An 18,255-nucleotide genomic window follows, 5' to 3' on the forward strand; every position below is an offset into this window, starting at 1 on the left:
AGCAGTCGCTCAACGTCTGAATTCACCGGCCTTGCGCGGCTTTATGCGCAAGGTCCGGTGGAATTAGGGGTTAGAGCCATCCGAGTTTGACGTAGGAAACATTTACATTCCATTCATTCAAAAGATCTCGGGTTGCTTTATGTAGATACGGGATAGTTAGACTCTCCTCATCTGGAACAACCTCTTCGGAGAACAGAAGGCTAGCCACCTTCTTCTTGCTGTAGCGACAACAGTCGTGAAAGAAGTAATACAAGAAATCGTGAGTACCCCTCATGACAGCGACCGCATCAGCTGTGTGCCAGAAATTCGGGTTGATGGCAATTTTTAACAGTACGCTTTCTTCTCTCTCGGCAGTTGCTTCGTCTTCGGAAGAATGAACCCAGATAACCTTCTGCTTCTTGGGGTGGACATAACCATCTCTCAGTTTCTTGATTTCTTGCAGCCCCTGGATCACAGATATTCCTCGATCGATCTTTCTATTGCGAAATTTGGTTCGCAGGAAGAAGTCGAATTTTCCAAGAACAGACAGCTTGTCGATTTCTTGGAAAATGGATCGCTCAAGATCAAGCGTTTCCACGCATATGTTCGCCACAACTTCCGGTATCAGCATCGAGTTGATAATGGAGCTTCTTGCAAGAGTGTTTGAAAGATCTGGATTCCGTTCAAGCTCTGCGGATTCAAGCAAAACAATGCTATCGACGAGCAGCGGGAAAAAGTTTCTGTCGTATGCCTCGCGTTCCATGTGGGATAGATGGCTCTAACGTTGGAGGTCAGCGGACAGCCCGACAGCACAGCTGGCGGGCTGTCCGCTGGACCGGATTGTTATGTTTTAGGAGAGCCACTGGGCAAGGGTTTTTTTGGCTTTTTCTGCATGCTCGTCTTTGATATGAGCTGCGGTGGCGGCTAGCGCTGCGCACAAGACGCCTAGATCATCGGTATATCCGATCACAGGTGTTATATCGGGAATTGCATCAATTGGCGAAATAAAGTAACCCAAGGCCGCATATATCGTAGTCTTTGCCCATGCAGGGGTATCAGAATCTGTAGCCGAGTAGTACATCTTGAGAGCGGGTTCCAATACGCTTTCACCTGCGGCTTTAGCGTATTTCTTTACCTTCTCCCAGAAGCCGTCATCGGAATACTCTTTACTAAATTTATTTTCTGACATTCTTCATTCCTTCCAAATGAGTGGATAAAACATAACGTAATGTATCCCGCAGAACCTGCGGAATAAAACGGACGGTGCGGGATATTCTGGTCACGGCTTCCTCCTGAAAGTGGCTTGCACCCTGGGTTTTCGGTGACACGAAACCCGGCACGCCTGTTTTGCGCTCCGAACGGCTTCTGGACCAGCTGCGGGAGCGGATTCGACACCTTCACTATAGCCTCGGCACCAAGAAGTTTTCCCTCCACTGGGTGCGCTTTTTTGTTCGGTGGCATGGCCGCAACGGCGAAATGCGGCATTCGTGCGACATGGGCGCAGGGCTTCCCCTCACCCTCCCAAAACATCCAGCACCGGCAGCCCCGTGGCCGCCTTCAGCTCGCGCAGCGAAATGCTGGAGCGGATGCCCTGCACCCCGGGCAGTTGGCGCAGCACGCGCTCCACAAAGCGGCTGTAGTCGTCCAGGTCCTGCGCCACCACCTTCAGCAAGAAGTCGGCCTCGCCGGTGATGTTGTGGCACTCCACCACGTTGGGGCAGGCCCTGATCTGTCGCTCGAAGCTGGCGGTCACTTCCTCGGTGTGCTGGGTGCACACGATTTGCACAAACGCCATGACGCCAATGCCCAGCTTGCGGCGGTTGAGGATGGCCTGGTAACCCTCGATGACGCCCGCTTCCTCCAGCCGCTTCTGACGCCGCCAGCACGAGGCTTCGCTGAGGGCGAAGGCTTCGGCCAACTTGGCGTTGGGCGTGCGCCCGTCCTGTTGCAGTTTGGCCAGCATGGCCAGGTCGATTTTGTCCAGCGTGTCCATGCCGAAACCTTTCTTCAACGGCCTTGGGGGTGGCGAAAAAAACCATCAAACCCCAGGCGCAAACACCACCCAAACAGAAAGAACTTTTCACATCATATTTTTATACTGACAAACACATTCAACATTGGAGATTTTCATGAAAGCTGTTGTGTATGAACGCTTTGGTGCGCCCCCGCAACTCAAGGAGGTGCCCGATCCCACGCCCCAGAGCCACGGGGTGGTGATTCAGGTGAAGGCCACGGGCGTGTGCCGCAGCGACTGGCACGGCTGGGTGGGGCACGACGGGGACATTCAACTGCCCCATGTGCCGGGCCACGAGTTCGCGGGCGTGGTCCACGCCGTGGGCGTGGACGTGAAGAAGTGGAAGGTGGGCGACCGCGTCACCGTGCCGTTTGTGGCAGCTTGCGGCAACTGCCCCGAGTGCCATGCCGGGCACCAGCAGGTGTGCGACCACCAGTCGCAGCCGGGTTTCACGCACTGGGGTTCGTTTGCCGAGTACGTGGCCATTGCCCAAGCCGACCTGAACCTGGTGGCCCTGCCCGACTCGCTGGACTTTGCCACCGCCGCCAGCCTGGGCTGCCGGTTTGCCACCTCGTTCCGTGCGGTGGTGGACCAGGGCAAGACCTCCGCCGGCCAGTGGGTGGCGGTGCACGGCTGCGGGGGCGTGGGGCTGTCGGCCATCATGATTGCCAACGCCGTGGGTGCCAACGTGATTGCCATTGACATTGCCGACGACAAGCTGGCCCTGGCCCGCGCCGTGGGCGCGGTGGCCACGGTCAACGCCACGCAGGTGGCCGACGTGGCGCAGGCGGTGCGCGAGATCAGCAAGGGCGGTGTGCATGTGTCGCTGGACGCGCTGGGTCACCCCACCACCTGCTTCAACTCCATCAGCAACCTGCGCAAGCGCGGCAAGCATGTGCAGGTGGGGCTGATGCTGGGTGAACACACCACGCCCGCCGTGCCCATGGCCCGGGTGATCGGGCACGAGCTGGAGATTCTGGGCAGCCACGGCATGCAGGCGCACCGCTACGGGGCCATGCTGGACATGATGCAGTCGGGCAAGCTGGCCCCGCAGCAGCTGGTGGGGCAAACCATCAGCCTGGAGCAGTCGATCGACGCGCTGATGAACATGGACCAGTTCCAGGGCATCGGGGCGACGGTGGTCACCTCGTTCTGAGTTTTTGACCGCCCCACGCTACGCTCTATTGGCTGCGCTTCAGAACGCAGATGACGAAGTGGATGGCCAGCAGGTCACGCAACGTCAAAGCGGCTCCCGGTCGGGCTGGTGTTGATCGGACCGCTCCACCATGAAGTCGTCACTGACCGATGGCCCTGCGTTGAAACACCACCTGCCATACGGATGGGCAATCAACGCCGAGTTGAAGTAGCGGGGGTCGTGGGTGACTTCCGCGCCCAGCCAGTCGGGGCGGGCAAAGGGCTGGTCTTCAGCGGCCAGTTCCACCTCGGCCACCACCAGCCCGGCGTTGTCGCCATGGAATTCGTCCACCTCCCACACGGTACTGCCCTCGGTGAGGGTGTGGCGGGTCTTGTCGATCAGCGGGCCGTCGCACAGGGTCAGCAGGCTTTGCGCGTCAGGCAGGGGAATGGGGTATTCAAACTCGGCCCGGGTGGCACCCTGGTTCTGGCCCTTGATGGTGAGCCAGCCCTGCGCCCCGGCCACCCGCACGCGCACGGTGCGGGCCTTGTCGCGGTTGAGGTAGCCCTGGGTGTAGCGCACGCCGCCGTCGGATTGGGGGTGGTTGCGCCAGCCCTCGCCCGCCACGAGGAATTTGCGTTCGATTTCGGTGGCCATGGGGGCGTGCCGCTCAGGCCAACGGGGTCAGGGGCAGCACCATGGTCTGGTGCGGCAGCCCGGCTTCTTCAAACGGTTCGCCATGGGCCTTGAAGCCGTGGCGGGCGTAGAAGCGCACGGCACCGGCCTGGGCGTGCAGCATCACCTCGGTCATGCCGCGTTCGCGGGCGCGTTGCAGCAGGGCGCGCAGCAGCTGGCCGCCCAGGTCCTGGCTGCGCTGGGGGGCCAGCACGGCCATGCGGCCAATCTGCCCGCGCTGGCCGCCATCCAGCGGCACCAGCCGCCCGGTGGCCAGGGTCACGCCCAGGCGGTTGGTGATGAGGGCGTGGTGGGCGGTGGCATCGGCTGCGTCGGACATGAATTCGGGCGGAATGCCTTTTTCCACGGCAAACACGGTGTGGCGCAGCGGCATGGCCTGGGCCTGGACGCTGGCCCAGTCGCCCACGTGCAGCTGCGTCATGGCCTGGCCGCTCTCAAAAGCGGCCAGGGCGTCGCGCAGGGCCTGGGGCACCTCGCGCGAGGCTTTGGAGCCCTTGGGGGCCTGGGGGTCGATGTACACGTAGGACAGCTCGCCGGTGGCCAGCAGCTCGTCGCCCCGGAAAATGCCGCCCTGAAACCGCATGGAGCTGCGCCCGGCTTCGACAAAGCGCATGCCGATGTCGAGCACGTCGTCCATGCGGGCGCTGCTGACGAACTCCACCGAGGCCTTGCGCACCACGATGTCGCCGCCCAGGGCCAGAAAGGTCTCGTGGTACGGCAGGGACGAGGCGCGCCAGTACTCGGTGATGGCGGTGTCCAGGTACATGAGGTAGTGCGCGTTGAACACGATGGCCTGCATGTCCACCTCGGCCCAGCGCACGCGCAGGCGGTGCAACAGGCGGAAGTCGGAACGGGTGGGCAGAACGGTCATGGGGTCTCCTGGTCGGCGTCACGCCGCAACAAGGCAGCGCTGTAGTGCAAGAAATCATCCAGATGGTGTTGGATGATGCTGACGGTGATGGGCAGGTGCAAGGCTTGGTAGTCGTGCACGGCGATGTTGCGAAAGCCCACCATGCGTTTGAGGCCGTCGGCCAAGTCGGCGGGAATCCAGCCCGCCTGCGCCAACAGCGCAAACACGTCGCGGGCGCTTTGCGGCACCCCCAGGCGCTGTCGCCGGATGAGGTGCTGGCCCATGTCCAAAGCCGCTTCGCAGGCCCGTTGGATGTTGAGGATGGCGGCATCCTGCCGCGTGTGGTCAAACGCAAAACCATCGGGATTTGCCGCGTATTCCTCACGGGCCCGGGCCACACAACGCTCGATGGTGGCGGCTTTGTTGATCAGGACGTCATCTGCCATACACCGTTCCTCGTTGTTGAATGTCGGCCAAAAGCCCGGCGCGTGCTGTATCCAGTTCGCATTTTTCGCTCAGCACCGCGGCTTCGAACAACGCGGCCTGGGCATCCAGGGTCCACCAACGCTCGCCGGTGGTGATGATTTGGTACTGCATGACGGTGGATGCAGTGCGCAAGTCCAGCAAGTCCACCGGACAACCCGCCACATCGGCCAAGTCGCCCGCAAGCCCGAACAGGGCCAGGGGATCGGCTTGGCCCGCCACCAGAACGGCCAGGTCCAGGTCGCTGTTGGGCCCGGCAGTGCCCTGCACCCGGCTGCCAAAGGCATACACCGCCAGCAGCTGGGGCAGGCGCGTTTGCAGCGTGCTGACCAGGGCCTCGCGGTTCATGCCGGTTCCGATGGGGCTGAGGGCATCGACACCCCAAAGGCGTGGCGCAGCGCCCGTGCCGCGTCCTGGTGGGCCTTGAGGGCTTCGGGGATGGCGCGGCCCATTTTGATGAATTCGTGGGTCACGCCTTTGTAGATGTCCAGGTCCACCGGCACCCCGGCCATGCGCAGGCGGTCGGCGTAGGCCAGGCCTTCGTCCACCAGCGGGTCGCACTCGGCCAGGCCCAGCCAGGCCGGGGCCACGCCTTCCAGCTCGGGCGCGTTGAGGGGGGCAAACCACCAGTGGTCGCGGTCGGCCTTGGCAATGTATTGCTCAAAGAAGTAGTCGACGGATGCCGCGTCCAGCACAAAGCCGTGGGCAAAGGTCTGGTGCGAGGGCGTGTCCTGGTGGGCGGTGGTGCCGGGGTAGAACAGCAGTTGCAGCGCCAGGGGAATGCCCGCGTCCCGCGCCTGGATGGCGGTGACGGCGGTGAGCGTTCCCCCGGCGCTGTCGCCGCCCACGGCCACGCGCTGGGCGTCCAGCCCCAAGGTGGCCGCCTGCTGGCGCACGGCCTGCAGGGCGTCGAAAGCGTCGTGCACGGCGGTGGGGAAGCGGTGTTCGGGTGCCAGCCGGTAGTCCACCGACACCACCGCGCAGTGCGCCAGGTGGGCCAGGTGGCGGCACAGGCTTTCGTGGGTGGCGCTGCTGCCCACGGTGAAACCCCCGCCGTGGTAGTACACCAGCACCGGCCAGCCGGTGGCGGGTGCGCCTTCATGGCCCGGGTGAGACACCCACAGGCGGGCGTGCAGGCTGTGGCCGTCGCGGGTGGGCAGGGCCAGGGTTTCGTCCCGGGCCATTTTGTGGGGTGGCAGGTCCAGCACGCCGGAACCCAGCTCGTAGAACGCCCGGGCCTGATCGGGTGGCAGGGCATGCAGCGGCACGCGGCGGGCACGCTCCATGCGGTCGATGACGCCGCGCATCTGGGGCGTGAGCAGGCTGCGGGGGTTGTGGTGGTGGTTCATGCAAGACAAGCAGGTGACAGGCCGAGGGTCAGGCCGAATGGCTCGTAGGGCGGGCAGTGTATAGAGTGTTTGGCATGGCACAAATCCTTTACCTCACGCAGATCCAGATCGACTTTGGCGCCCTGCAAACCCTGCCCGCCGAGTGTGACCGGGTGGGCATGCAGCGCCCGCTGGTGGTCACCGATCCGGGCGTGAAGGCCGCGGGTTTGCTGGACCGCCTGCTGGGGGTGTTGAAGCAGCCCCCAGGGGCCGTGTTCGACCAGACACCCGCCAACCCCACCGAGGCTGCCGTGCGTGCCGCCGCCGCGCTGTACACGGCGCATGGGTGCGATGGCATTGTGGCGCTGGGCGGTGGCAGTGCCATCGACTGCGCCAAGGGCGTGGCCATTGCCGCCACGCACGAGGGGCCGCTGAAGACCTACGCCACCATTGAAGGCGGCAGCCCCAAGATCACCGACCGCGTGGCCCCGCTGATTGCCGTGCCCACCACCGCAGGCACGGGCAGCGAGGTGGCGCGGGGGGCCATCGTCATCGTGGACGATGGGCGCAAGCTGGGGTTTCACAACTGGCACCTGCTGCCCAAGGCCGCCATTTGCGACCCCGAACTCACCCTGGGGCTGCCGCCGCTGCTGACCGCCGCCACCGGCATGGACGCCATCGCGCACTGCATGGAAACCTTCATGGCCGCGCCCTTCAACCCGCCAGCCGACGGCATTGCGCTGGACGGCCTGACGCGGGGCTGGGCCCACATTGAGCGCGCCACCGTCAATGGCCAGGACCGCGAGGCCCGCCTGAACATGATGAGTGCCAGCATGCAGGGGGCCATGGCGTTCCAGAAAGGCCTGGGCTGTGTGCACAGCCTGAGCCACAGCCTGGGCGGCCTCAACCCCCGGCTGCACCACGGCACGCTGAACGCGCTGTTTCTGCCCGCCGTCATCGCGTTCAATGCCTGCGCCGAAACGGTGCAAAAAGAGAAGCGGCTGGAGCGCATGGTGCAAGCGATGGGGCTTAAAAACACCTCAAACCCCGCAGCCGAGTTGGGCACCGCCATCCGCGACATGAACACCCGCCTGGGCCTGCCCAAGGGCTTGGCCGCGCTGGGCGTGACGCCCGATGTGTTCGACCGCGTGATTGCCGGTGCCCTGGCCGACCACTGCCACAAAACCAACCCGCGACTGGCCAGCGCCGACGATTACCGCGCCATGCTGGAAGCCAGCCTTTGACGGACACCCACGGGGGGTACACTGCGCCCGACATGGCGTACAACACGATTCACTTCGAACATCAGATGACGCACCAAGCACGCCGTGCACCGGTGGGTTATGCGTGGACCGTGCTGTTCTTCGGCCCCCTGCCCTTTCTGGCCCGGCGCGAGTGGGTGTGGTTTGCCGTGATGCTGCTGCTGACGGTGTTCACCCTGCACCTGAGCAACGTGTTTTTGTCGTTCAAGGTCAACCGTTACTACATCAACTGGCTGGTGGCCCACGGCTACCGGGTGGCCAAGGTGAAACACGGCTCGGCCAAGAAACTGGCGCGCGAACTGGGGGTGGAGCTGCCCTCGCTGTCGTCGTTCCTGTTCAGCGAAACCCAGGTGGCCGACCGCTGAGCCCCCGGGTCGCCCGGCCCCCAGCCGCCGAACCGTCCTCAGAGGGGCCGGATGACCGAGGGATCGGGCCGTTCCAGCCAGGCCGCCAGCTCGTCGGCCAGTTGCTGGCTGGCCCCCACCGCCTGGGTCCACAGCCGGTGGCGGGTGTCGAAATCGCGGGCAAAGCGGGTGAAATCGGTGCGATCGGGCAGCTTGCCCTGCGGCAAGGTGGACACCCACGCGGGGTTGGGGGCCAGCACCACCATGCGGTCGAGCTTGCGGGTGCTGCGGTGCCGCCAGGTCAGCCCCTTGTCCAGCCAACCGGGCACCACGGCCTGCTGAAAGTGCGGGTACAGCACCAGCCCCGCGCCTTGGGCGGGTTCGGGCTGGTAGTCCAGGTGCAGGTGGTAGTCGGTGATGCCGCCATCCCAGTAACAACCACGCGGGGCCCCGGCAATGTCGGACACGGGCCGCAGCGCAAACGGGATGGAGCAGCTGGCCTGCAGCGCATCCATGAAGTTGGTGCCGTCCAGCCGCACCTGGCGGGTGGCCAGGTCGTGGCCATCGAACGGCAGGCGCTGCGTGGTGGAAAACACCACCCGCTCCAGCCACGCGCCCAGGGCCTTGCGGGACACGGCGTTGCTGGCGAAAGCGCCCAGGTAACCCAACGGGGTGCGCCAGGCGTTGTCGCGCCGCAGGATGTGCCGCCCCCGCGAGGTGACCAGGTGCAACCGGTAGCGCGGGTGCTGGAGCACCTGATCCACCCGGCCACCATAAAAGGCCTCCAGGCTCTGGCGGAACCGCTCACTGACCGCACGCGCGGGCGGACGCTTTTGCCCCGGGGCCAGCGGGTAGTGCTGGGCAATGTAGTCATGCTCCAGGCGGGCCAAGGCGGCCGGGGCATCGTCCAGGCAGGCGGTGGCCATGCGCCAAGCCCCGATGGAGGCGCCCACCAGGTCGATGGGCTGCGTGCTGCGCGGCAACCACTCGCCAAACAGGAAACGGTCCATGCGCCCCAGGATCAAGCCCTTGGGCCCGCCCGCGGCGGCGGGGATGCAGGCCACGTCGGCGGGCTGGAGCCCCTCGCGGGCCAGGTGGGCACGGGCCACCGGCCCGGCGTACAGGTGCAGTGCGTTCAAGGCCATGCCCGCCGTCAGGCAAAACCTTCCTGGGCCAGTTGCAAGGCGGGAATGCTGTCGCTCATGATGGCGTCGGGGTCCACCCCCAGGGCAATGCCCACGGCGTCGGGGTAGGAACCGATGAAATCGCTTTCCTTCACGGCCGTGAAGGCACACCGCGCCCGCCAGGCGGCCAGGTGCACCACGGCGGCAATGGGCTCGATGTTGTCGTTCTCGAAGGGGTGCAGGTGGTTCTCCAGACCGGCCACCATGCGTTTGGGGAAACGCCACTCACGCGCCAGGGCCGCGCCCACCGCGGCATAGTCGTAGCCGAACACCTTGCCCTCCAAATCGGCACGGCGCAGGTCGAACGGTGACAGTGTGTCGTTCACCTCGGCCATGGCCTCGGGCATGCCCACGTGCATGATGAGTTCACCAATGGCATGGATGAGCCCGGCGGTGTAGACCGCGTTGTCTTCCACCCCCAGCGGCGCGGCCACGTAACGGGCCAGGTTGGCGGTGGTGAGGCTGTAACGCCAGAACACCTCCAGGTCGATGCCGGGGGCGTGGTCGAACCCGTCCTGCAGCAGCGCGGCCAGCGCCATGGCACGCACCTTGACCAGGCCCAGCATGGCAATGGCCTCGCGCGGGTGGCTCACCGGGCGCAGCAGCCCGAAGAACGCCGAATTGGCCTGCCGGATGATCTTGGCCGTGAGCACCGGGTCGGTCTCGATCAGCTCGGCCAGGGTTTGCAGGTCGGCTTCGGGGTCGTCCAGGGTGTCGATCAGCCGCCCGGCGATCTTGGGCGCCGGGGGCAGGGTCTTGGGCTGGGCCAGGAGGGCGTCGAGTTTCATGCGCAGGCGATCAGTCGATGAAGGCGCCCAGCTCGCCTTGGCTGGTCCAGTCTTCGGGGTCTTTGTCGAGCAGGGTGTCCAGGTCCAGCCCCATGACCAGGGCCACCATGTCGGGGAAGGTGGCGGCCATGCCGGCGGCGTCCAGCCCCACCTCCTGGGCCCGTGCCCGCCACACGGCCATGTGCAGCACACCGGCCAGCATTTCGTACACCTCGCCCTCGAAAGGCCGGTGCAGGAACTTCAAGGCGTTGACGATGGGTTCGGGGAAGTTCCACTTGACCGCAAAACCGGCGCTCACGTCGGCGTAGGTGTAGCCCAGCGCCGACAGCTCGGCCTGCGGGCGGTCCAGCCCCAGGGGCGGCACGGAGAAATCGAGCCGCCGCATGTCGTCGGGCATGCCCATGTGCATGACCAGATCGCCCAGCGCGTGCACCAGCCCGGCGGTGAAGGCGGCCCCGGCGTCTTGCTTCATGGTCTGGGCCAGGGCCTTGGCGATCTTGGCCACGTTGAGGCTGTAGCGCCAGAACTGCTCCAGGTTGACGCCCTCCACCTGCCGGAACGCGCCGCCCAGCGCGGCGGCCATCACCATGGTGCGGATGTGGTTGAGGCCCATGATGGCCGCGGCCTCCTGCACGCTGCCCACCTGGCGCTGGAGGTTGAAGAAGCTGGAGTTGGCCAGGCGCAACGCCCGGGTGGTGAGCGCGGGGTCGGACGCCAGCAAGGTGCCGATGCGGCGCAGGTCGGGATCGTCCTTGTCCAGCTCGGTCATGAGGTGGGAGACGGCCTCGGGAATGCTGGGCAGCGCCCGGGGCTGGTTCAACAGGGTTTGGAGGTCCATCGAAGGGGGCTCTGTCAGGCTTGCAAAGGGTCGTTGAATCCTTGACCTTAACCGAAAAAACACCCGCCACTCAAGGCGGTTGGATCAAAGGCGGTGCAGAGGGTGGCGCACGGCGCGCCACCGGGTTTTCAGCGCTTGAGGCCTTGCAGTTTGGCGAAGGCGCTGGCCATGGCCGACGGGGCCTGGGCCGCTTCGCCCCGACCGCCGCTGGAACGCTGCTGTCGGCTGGCTGGTTCGTAGCGGTTGTCACCCCGCCCTGCCCCACCTGCACCCTGGCCGTCCCGCCCCCCACGGTCACCGCGGCCACCGGGTTGGGCGTCGAGCTTCATGGACAGGCCGATGCGCTTGCGCGCCACGTCCACCTCCATGACCTTGACCTTGACGATGTCGCCGGTCTTGACCACCTCGCGGGCGTCGTTCACAAACTTGTGGCTGAGCTGGCTGACGTGCACCAGGCCGTCCTGGTGCACCCCCAGGTCCACAAACGCCCCGAACTGGGCCACGTTGCTGACGGTGCCCTCCAGAATCATGCCTTCCTTCAGGTCGGCGATGTCGTCCACGCCTTCGTTGAAGCGGGCCACCTGGAAGTCGGGGCGGGGGTCGCGGCCGGGTTTTTCCAGCTCGCCCAGAATGTCCTGGATGGTGATGGCCCCGAAGCGCTCCGAGCCCAGTTGTTGCGCCAGCTCCTGCGGGCGCAGGGCCTTGAGCACCTCGGCGCGCCCCATCACGTCGGTGATGGGTTTGCCGGTTTTCACCAAAATCTGCTCCACCACCGGGTAGGTTTCGGGGTGCACGCCGGTCATGTCCAGCGGGTTGTCGCCGCCACGGATGCGCAAAAAGCCGGCGCACTGTTCAAAGGTCTTGGCGCCCAGGCCGGTGACCTTGAGCAGGTCTTGCCGGGTGCGGAAGGCACCGTTGCCCTCGCGCCAGCGCACCACGGCCTTGGCCACGCTGCCCGACAGGCCCGAAACGCGGGTGAGCAGCGGCACGCTGGCGGTGTTGAGGTCCACGCCCACACCGTTCACACAGTCTTCCACCACGGCGTCGAGGGTGCGGGCCAGTTCGCCCTGGTTCACGTCGTGCTGGTACTGGCCCACGCCGATGCTTTTGGGGTCGATCTTCACCAGCTCGGCCAGCGGGTCTTGCAGGCGGCGGGCGATGCTGGCCGCACCGCGCAGGCTCACGTCCACGTCGGGCATCTCCTGGCTGGCGTATTCACTGGCGCTGTAAACCGACGCGCCCGCTTCGCTCACCACCACCTTCTGGATGCCTTTGCAGGGGTGGTTGCTGTCGCCGCTGGCGGCCATGCCTTTTTCAATCAGCTTGATGAGGTCGGCGGCCAGCTTGTCGGTCTCGCGGCTGGCGGTGCCGTTGCCAATGGCAATGAGGTTGACGCCGTGTTTGTCACACAGCCGCACCAGGGTGTGCAGGCTGCCGTCCCAGTCGCGGCGGGGTTCGTGGGGGTAGACGGTGGCGGTGTCCACCAGCTTGCCGGTGGCATCGACCACGGCCACCTTCACGCCGGTGCGGATGCCGGGGTCCAGCCCCATCACCACGCGGGGGCCTGCGGGGGCGGCCAGCAGCAGGTCGCGCAGGTTGTCGGCAAACACCTTGATGGCCACTTTCTCGGCCTCGTCGCGCAGGCGGGCGAACAGGTCGCGCTCGGTGGACAGGCTGAGCTTGACGCGCCAGGTCCAGGCCACGCATTTGCGGATCAGGTCGTCCGCGGCGCGGGCCTGGTGCCGCCACCCCAGGTGGTGGGCAATGCGGCCCTCGGCCAGTGTGGGCGTGGTGCTTTTGGTGGTTGCTGCTTTTTTTGTAGCTGGTTGCGCTTGTTCTGAAAGCGCCAGAGCCTGTTTTTCCTTCAAATCTTCCAGCGCATCGGGGGTGAGCAGCTTCACGTCCAGGATGTCTTGCGCCCGGCCCCGGAACACGGCCAGCGCCCGGTGCGAGGGCACGCGGGCGATGGGTTCGTCGTAGTCGAAGTAGTCGCGGAACTTGGCCACGTCGGGCGTGGCCTCCTGCCCGGCCTTGGATTCGAGCAGCTGGCTGCGCAGCACGCCCTGGTCCCACAGCCATTCGCGCAGGGTTTGCACCAGGGTGGCGTCTTCGGCCCAGCGTTCGGAGAGCAGGTCGCGCACGCCGTCCAGAACGGCCAGGGGGTTGGAGAAATCGGTGCCCTCGGGGTCGCCCTGGGGGCGCACAAAGGCCTGGGCCTCGGCCATGGGGTCCAGGCTGGGGTTGGCCATGAGCTTGTCGGCCAGGGGCTCCAGCCCGGCTTCGCGGGCCATCATGCCCTTGGTGCGGCGCTTGGGCTTGTAGGGCAGGTACAGGTCTTCCAGCTCCTGCTTGGTGGGCGCGGTGAGGATGGCAGCGCGCAGCTCGGGTGTGAGCTTGCCCTGCTCTTCAATGCTTTTGAGCACGGCGGCACGGCGGTCTTCCAGCTCGCGCAGGTAGGCCAGGCGGGCTTCCAGCTCACGCAGCTGGATGTCGTCCAGCCCGCCGGTCACCTCTTTGCGGTAGCGGGCGATGAAGGGCACGGTGGCCCCGCCGTCCAGCAGGTCAACGGCGGCTTGCACCTGCCGGGCTTGGACATTCAGTTCCTGGGCAATCTGGGAAACGATGGGTGTCATGAGGTCGGGAGATACGTACAGGACCAAAGGGCGCGCAGTGTGCCACAGCGGCCCCAAGCCCCGCGCCCCCCCGCCCTCAGCCCTGGGCCAGGGCGGCGCGCAGCTTGGCACCCACGTCGGGGCGCTCGGCAAACGGGTCGGGCGGGTTGTGGCCCTGCAAGATGGCGCTGGTGCGGTGGCCCACGTTGTCGGCCACGGCGCCCGGGTGGCTGTAGATGTAGAAGCGGTCGGTCTCCATGGCCTCCATCACCCGGGCGGCCACCTCGGCGGCGGTGACCTTGCCGCTGCTGACGGCCTTGGAGGTCATGGCCTGGTTGACCAACTGGCTGGGTGTGGGCGTTTCGTCGGCCATGGTGCCGGGCTTGTTGCGGTGGCTGTCGGCAATGCCGGTGGCCACAAAGAAGGGGCACAACACGCTGGCCCCGATCTGCGAGGTGACCAGCGCCAGGTCCTGGTACAGGGTTTCGGTGAGGGACACCACCGCGTGTTTGCTGACGTTGTACACCCCCATCAGCGGCGCGTTCAGCAGCCCGGCCATGCTGGCGGTGTTGACGATGTGGCCTTGCCAGTGAGCGTCGGCCTGGGCGGCGGCCAGCATGTGCGGCGTGAAGCAGCGCACGCCGTGGATCACACCCCACAGGTTGACGCCCAGCACCCATTCCCAGTCGGCCACGGTGTTCTCCCACACCAGGCCACCGCTGCCCACCCCGGCGTTGTTGAACACCACATGCGGGGCCCCCAGGTGTTGCACCACCTCGGCGGCCAGGGCGTCCATGGCGGTGGCGCTGGACACGTCCACGCGGCGGGCCATCACGGTGCGGCCATGGGCGGCGCACACCGGGGCCAGTTCGGCCTCGGCGCGGGCCAGGGCGTCGGCCTGCACGTCCACCAGCACCAGGTTCATGCCCCGGTCGGCGGCCAGGCGGGCCAGCTCCAGCCCAAAGCCCGAGCCAGCGCCCGTGAGCACCGCGGTTTTGCCCGCAAAGTTTGAAATCATGCTTTGTCTCCGGGTTGGTACAGCATTTCCACGTGGGCAATGCCGTCTTCGTCGTAGGGTTCACTCACCGTCACAAAACCGTGGCCTTGGTAAAAGCCTTGCAGCCGCGCCTGCGCCCCGATGCGGATGGGCTGCTCGCCCCACAGCCGCGCCAGTTCGGCACAGGCCCGGGCCATGAGCTCGTGGCCCAGCTTCAGCCCGCGTGCCGCCGGGGCGGTCACCACGCGGCCAATGCTGGCTTCGGGGTACTTCAGGCCTGCGGGCACCAGGCGGGCACAGGCCCAGAGGTCGCCCGACGGTGTGCGGGCCAACAGGTGGTGGCACGGGGCATCGGCCCCGTCGGGCTCCAGAAAGGCACACCGCTGCTCCACCACAAACACCGCCGAGCGCAGTTGCAGCAGGGCGTAGAGGGTGTGCACGTCCAGGGCGTCAAACGGCAGGCAGTCCCAGCGCAGGGACTGGTGCTCGGGCTGGGGCGTGGGGGTTGCGTCGGCCACGGCGGTCATGGCGCTCATGCGGCCTTCAGCACGTAACCCACGCGGGGGAAGTGCACACGCACGGTGCCTGCGCGTTCGTCGGTGTGTTGCAGCGTGTAGCGGGTGCGGGTGGCGGCCAGCAGCGTGCCCTGGGTGGTTTCGGTGCCAAAGCTTTCGGCGGCCACGGTGACCTGGCTGCCCAAGGGCAGGCCATGGTCGTCCTGGAAGGTGTCGGCCTCGCCAAAAATCTTCAGGTCGTTTCGGAGGCCTGCGCTTGATGCTGCTGCGCTGTCTGCTATGGCTTCTGCAGCAGTGCTTTTGGTCGGGTTGCCGTGGCCAATGGCCGTCATGCGGGCCAGCCAGTCTTGCACCGCGGGGGTGTCGGCCAGGATGCCCGCCAGCGCGGGCACCTTGTGCTGGGTGAACCACACCGAGTGGTACACCGCAAAGTCGGCCAGGCTGGGAGCGGTGGCCCCCAGCAGGTAGGCCAGTTGGCCGTCTTGGGCACTGTCGTGCAGCATGTCGGACAGGCGGCGCAGGTAGCTGCGGTAGGCCGATGCACCATCGGCCGGGCGCACGCGTGGCGCACCGGCCATGGCCCCACGGTCAGCCCCAAAGGCCTTGATGGCCTCGGGCGACGCCCCTTCAAACAGCTGCGCCATGCCCTGGGGCTGGAAGTTGTAGCCCATGGCCGCCCAGAACAGCTGGTGGTCGGCCCACTGCGCCACGGTGCGGTTGAGGCCCCGCTGGCCGTGGGGGTAGAACGTGGGCTCGGGGGCCAGGTGCTCCAGCACGTCGGCCATCAGGGCGGTGTCGCAGAACACGTCGTTGCCCATCTGCAAAAACGGGGTCTTGCGGTAGCCGCCGGTCAGCGCCACCACATCGGGCTTGGGCATGATGGCCGGCACAATCACCGACTTCCACGGCAAGCGCTTGTACCCCAGCATCAACCGAGCCTTCTCGGCAAAGGGCGACATGGGGTAGTGGTGCAGGTACAGAGGCGACATGCCAAGCTCCGAAAAGACGAAAAGCCGCACTGTAAAGGGCTTGGGCGCGGCGGCGCTGTGTCGCAAGAGACAGGGGCTGGGGAGGGGCGATGGCGTGGGGTGCCACCGGGAGCACAGGGGGATGGCAATGGCGTCAACGCCGAGACGGAAATGGCGCTGATTTCATGAACAAAAATAGGCCATAGCGCTTTATTTGAAAGCGTGAGCAGCTATGAATTTTGACTTTCTTTCTGCACCACCCACCCCCAAGCCCATTCCACCGCGGCATCCAGGTTCAGCTGCGCCTGAGGGCTGAGGTTGTCGCCCAGTTCGAACGATTGCCCGGCGATGCCCAGCACCCAGACGGGGGGCACGGCGTCAGGGCCGTGCACGGTGTGCATGACGTGCAGCAGGGCCTGCGGGCTCAGGGCGTGGGAGCTGACGCTGTGGTCGGGCCGCGGCTGGGGGCGCTGCACCTCAAACGGGGGCTGGGCACTGGCGGAGGCGTCGATGAACAGCACGCGCTGGCGGTGCAGCAGGTCGCACACATGCTCCACCTGCAGCTGAAAGTCTTCCAGAAACTCCACATCCGCCAAGGGCGGGCATGCGTCCCCGCCCTGCCCGGCTTGCAGCCGCTGAAGAAGCCGCTGCTCAAGCTGCGCCAGGCAGGCGGGGCCCAGCGCGTCGTCGCCCCGGCTGGGGTTGCCCCAGGCCAGCACCAGCGTGGGGGCCACGCTCAACGCCATGCGGCGGTGGCAAAGGGCGTTTGGACGTGCTCGAACTCGCCTTCCGAGCCGCGCTGCACCTGGTCGCACACACTGCCGTCGGCGGCCAGCACCTGCACTTGCAGGGGCATGCGGCCCAGCGCGTGGGTGGCGCACGACAGGCAGGGGTCGTAGGCGCGGATGGCCACCTCGATGTGGTTGAGCAGGCCCTCGGTCACCTCGCGCCCGTCGAAGTACTGGGCGGCCACGTCGCGCACGGCCACGTTCATGGCCTGGTTGTTGTGGGTGGTGGAGACGATGAGGTTGCAGCGGGTGACGAGGTCGTCGGCGCCCACGTCGTAGTCGTGGATGAGGGTGCCGCGCGGCGCTTCGATGATGCCCACGCCCCGCGTCTGCCGGATGCCCTGGCGCAGGGTGTCGCCCGCGGTCACTTCGGGGCGGGCCAGCAGCTCGCCAATGACTTCGGTGGCGTGCAGCGCCTCGATCATGCGGGCCCAGTGGTAGGCCAGCGCCCCGTGGATGGGCTGGTGCCCACCCCATTCCAGCAGGCGCTGGCGGGCGGCTTCGGCGCGGGGGGTGGGGATGAAGTCGCAGTTCTGCACCCGGGCCAGCGGCCCCACGCGGTACCAGCCGTCTTCAAAGCTGTGCTGGCGCAGCACCGGAAACTTCATGTAGCTCCAGGGGCGCACCTGTTCTTCGATGAGGCTCAGGTAGTCGTCGGTGGCCACCTGGTCGTGGGCGATCTGGCCCTGGGCGTCGCGCACGCGCAGCACGCCGTCGTACAGGTCCATGGCACCGTCGGGCCGCACCAGCGACATCAGGGCCGAGGGGGTGGAGCCAAACCGCGCGTACAGCCCCGGGTCGCCCTGGTGCATGGCTTCGATCACGTCCACGGCTTTTTGCGCCCAGTCCAGCATTTCGGGCCAGGCGCGCACCAGGGCGTCGTGTTCTTCTCCCGACAGCAGCTTGTTGACGCCACCGGGCACGGCCCCCGTGCCGTGGATGCGTTTGCCCGAGGTGAGGCGGATGACCTCCTGCCCGAACTTGCGCAGGCCAATGCCCATGCGGGCAATGTCGGGGTGGGCGGCGGCCACGCCCACGATGTTGCGCTGGGCCACCTCGGACTCGAAGCCGAACAACAGGTCGGGCGACGACAGGTGGAAGAAGTGCAGCGCATGCGACTGCAACATCTGCCCGTGGTGCATGAGTCGGCGCATGGCGTCGGCGCTGGGGGTGACGGGGCGTGCGCCCAGCACCTGGTCCATGGCCTTGGCTGCAGCCAGCTGGTGCGACACGGGGCAGATGCCGCACAGGCGCTGCACCATGACGGGCACTTCCCAGTACGGGCGGCCTTCGATGAATTTCTCGAAGCCGCGGAACTCGACGATGTGCAGCCGCGCCTGTTGCACGCGGTTGTGTTCGTCCAGCAGCAGCGTGACCTTGCCGTGGCCTTCCACGCGGCTGACGGGATCGATGGCGACACGGCGCAGCCCCTGGGGCTGTGCGGCGGTTTCCAGATTGGCGCTCATGGTGTGTG

Annotated in this window: 20 protein-coding genes; 3 read left to right on the forward strand and 17 right to left on the reverse strand. The window is 66.1% G+C overall.

What is annotated here, in order from left to right:
* Positions 1-70: 70 nt before the first annotated feature.
* The 3 genes from ACYVB7_RS14105 to ACYVB7_RS14115 form a co-directional block, all read right to left on the reverse strand.
* Positions 71-742 carry a hypothetical protein gene (locus ACYVB7_RS14105; RefSeq protein WP_460508767.1) on the reverse strand — a complete coding sequence of 224 codons (672 nt, stop codon included), beginning with the start codon at positions 740-742 and terminating at the stop codon, positions 71-73.
* An 87-nt stretch (positions 743-829) separates the two neighbouring features.
* Positions 830-1,168, reverse strand: coding sequence for a YkvA family protein (locus tag ACYVB7_RS14110; RefSeq protein ID WP_460508769.1), 339 nt, complete (start codon positions 1,166-1,168; stop codon positions 830-832).
* Between the two features lie 324 nt (positions 1,169-1,492).
* Complete coding sequence (locus tag ACYVB7_RS14115) at positions 1,493-1,972, reverse strand: Lrp/AsnC family transcriptional regulator (RefSeq protein ID WP_460508772.1); 480 nt, start codon at positions 1,970-1,972, stop codon at positions 1,493-1,495.
* Positions 1,973-2,108: 136 nt separating this feature from the next.
* Between ACYVB7_RS14115 and ACYVB7_RS14120 the strand changes: the two genes are divergently transcribed.
* On the forward strand, positions 2,109-3,149 hold the full coding sequence (locus ACYVB7_RS14120; protein ID WP_460508773.1) for a zinc-dependent alcohol dehydrogenase family protein: 1,041 nt from the start codon (positions 2,109-2,111) through the stop codon (positions 3,147-3,149).
* An 84-nt stretch (positions 3,150-3,233) separates the two neighbouring features.
* Here the strand turns inward: ACYVB7_RS14120 and ACYVB7_RS14125 are convergent, their stop codons facing one another.
* Genes ACYVB7_RS14125 through ACYVB7_RS14145 form a run of 5 tightly spaced genes read right to left on the reverse strand, consistent with a single transcriptional unit; the run spans position 3,234 to position 6,506 of the window.
* A complete protein-coding gene (locus ACYVB7_RS14125; protein WP_460508774.1) occupies positions 3,234-3,785 on the reverse strand; it encodes a CYTH domain-containing protein in 552 nt (183 codons plus the stop codon).
* Positions 3,786-3,798: 13 nt separating this feature from the next.
* On the reverse strand, positions 3,799-4,695 hold the full coding sequence (locus tag ACYVB7_RS14130) for a YbgC/FadM family acyl-CoA thioesterase (RefSeq protein ID WP_460508776.1): 897 nt from the start codon (positions 4,693-4,695) through the stop codon (positions 3,799-3,801).
* The gene (gene hepT, locus ACYVB7_RS14135) at positions 4,692-5,120 is read right to left on the reverse strand and encodes a DUF86 domain-containing protein (RefSeq protein WP_460508778.1); all 429 of its coding nucleotides are present in this window, start codon (positions 5,118-5,120) and stop codon (positions 4,692-4,694) included. The genes ACYVB7_RS14130 and hepT overlap by 4 nt, the downstream gene beginning before the upstream one ends.
* Complete coding sequence (mntA, locus tag ACYVB7_RS14140; protein ID WP_460508781.1) at positions 5,110-5,505, reverse strand: nucleotidyltransferase domain-containing protein; 396 nt, start codon at positions 5,503-5,505, stop codon at positions 5,110-5,112. Before mntA ends, hepT begins: the two co-directional genes overlap by 11 nt.
* Positions 5,502-6,506: an alpha/beta hydrolase gene (locus tag ACYVB7_RS14145; protein WP_460508783.1), complete on the reverse strand. Its 1,005-nt coding sequence runs from the start codon at positions 6,504-6,506 to the stop codon at positions 5,502-5,504. Before ACYVB7_RS14145 ends, mntA begins: the two co-directional genes overlap by 4 nt.
* Positions 6,507-6,580: 74 nt before the next feature.
* On the opposite strand from ACYVB7_RS14145, the gene ACYVB7_RS14150 reads away from it, so the two are divergent.
* Entirely contained in the window at positions 6,581-7,729 is a 1,149-nt protein-coding gene (locus ACYVB7_RS14150; protein WP_460508785.1) for an iron-containing alcohol dehydrogenase, read from the forward strand.
* 65 nt (positions 7,730-7,794) lie between these two features.
* The gene (locus tag ACYVB7_RS14155; protein WP_460508788.1) at positions 7,795-8,112 is read left to right on the forward strand and encodes a hypothetical protein; all 318 of its coding nucleotides are present in this window, start codon (positions 7,795-7,797) and stop codon (positions 8,110-8,112) included.
* A gap of 38 nt (positions 8,113-8,150) precedes the next feature.
* Here the strand turns inward: ACYVB7_RS14155 and ACYVB7_RS14160 are convergent, their stop codons facing one another.
* The 9 genes from ACYVB7_RS14160 to ACYVB7_RS14200 all read right to left on the reverse strand — a co-directional run bounded on the left by ACYVB7_RS14160 (position 8,151) and on the right by ACYVB7_RS14200 (position 18,247).
* Positions 8,151-9,230 (reverse strand): phospholipase, encoded by a 1,080-nt coding sequence (locus ACYVB7_RS14160; RefSeq protein WP_460508885.1) that lies wholly within the window; start codon positions 9,228-9,230, stop codon positions 8,151-8,153.
* 14 nt (positions 9,231-9,244) lie between these two features.
* Positions 9,245-10,063, reverse strand: a complete 819-nt coding sequence (locus ACYVB7_RS14165) for an HDOD domain-containing protein (RefSeq protein ID WP_460508790.1) — start codon at positions 10,061-10,063, stop codon at positions 9,245-9,247.
* Positions 10,064-10,073: 10 nt separating this feature from the next.
* Positions 10,074-10,901, reverse strand: a complete 828-nt coding sequence (locus tag ACYVB7_RS14170) for an HDOD domain-containing protein (RefSeq protein ID WP_460508792.1) — start codon at positions 10,899-10,901, stop codon at positions 10,074-10,076.
* Positions 10,902-11,029: 128 nt separating this feature from the next.
* A complete protein-coding gene (locus ACYVB7_RS14175; RefSeq protein ID WP_460508795.1) occupies positions 11,030-13,534 on the reverse strand; it encodes a Tex family protein in 2,505 nt (834 codons plus the stop codon).
* A 76-nt stretch (positions 13,535-13,610) separates the two neighbouring features.
* A complete protein-coding gene (locus tag ACYVB7_RS14180; protein WP_460508797.1) occupies positions 13,611-14,531 on the reverse strand; it encodes an SDR family oxidoreductase in 921 nt (306 codons plus the stop codon).
* Positions 14,528-15,046 (reverse strand): GNAT family N-acetyltransferase, encoded by a 519-nt coding sequence (locus tag ACYVB7_RS14185; protein WP_460508800.1) that lies wholly within the window; start codon positions 15,044-15,046, stop codon positions 14,528-14,530. The genes ACYVB7_RS14180 and ACYVB7_RS14185 overlap by 4 nt, the downstream gene beginning before the upstream one ends.
* Positions 15,043-16,014: a glutathione S-transferase family protein gene (locus ACYVB7_RS14190; RefSeq protein ID WP_460508801.1), complete on the reverse strand. Its 972-nt coding sequence runs from the start codon at positions 16,012-16,014 to the stop codon at positions 15,043-15,045. The genes ACYVB7_RS14185 and ACYVB7_RS14190 overlap by 4 nt, the downstream gene beginning before the upstream one ends.
* A 209-nt stretch (positions 16,015-16,223) precedes the next feature.
* Positions 16,224-16,739: a hydrogenase maturation protease gene (locus tag ACYVB7_RS14195; protein WP_460508803.1), complete on the reverse strand. Its 516-nt coding sequence runs from the start codon at positions 16,737-16,739 to the stop codon at positions 16,224-16,226.
* A complete protein-coding gene (locus ACYVB7_RS14200) occupies positions 16,730-18,247 on the reverse strand; it encodes a Ni/Fe hydrogenase subunit alpha (protein WP_460508805.1) in 1,518 nt (505 codons plus the stop codon). The genes ACYVB7_RS14195 and ACYVB7_RS14200 overlap by 10 nt, the downstream gene beginning before the upstream one ends.
* Positions 18,248-18,255: the final 8 nt, after the last annotated feature.

It is taken from the genome of Hydrogenophaga soli, from assembly GCF_054777695.1.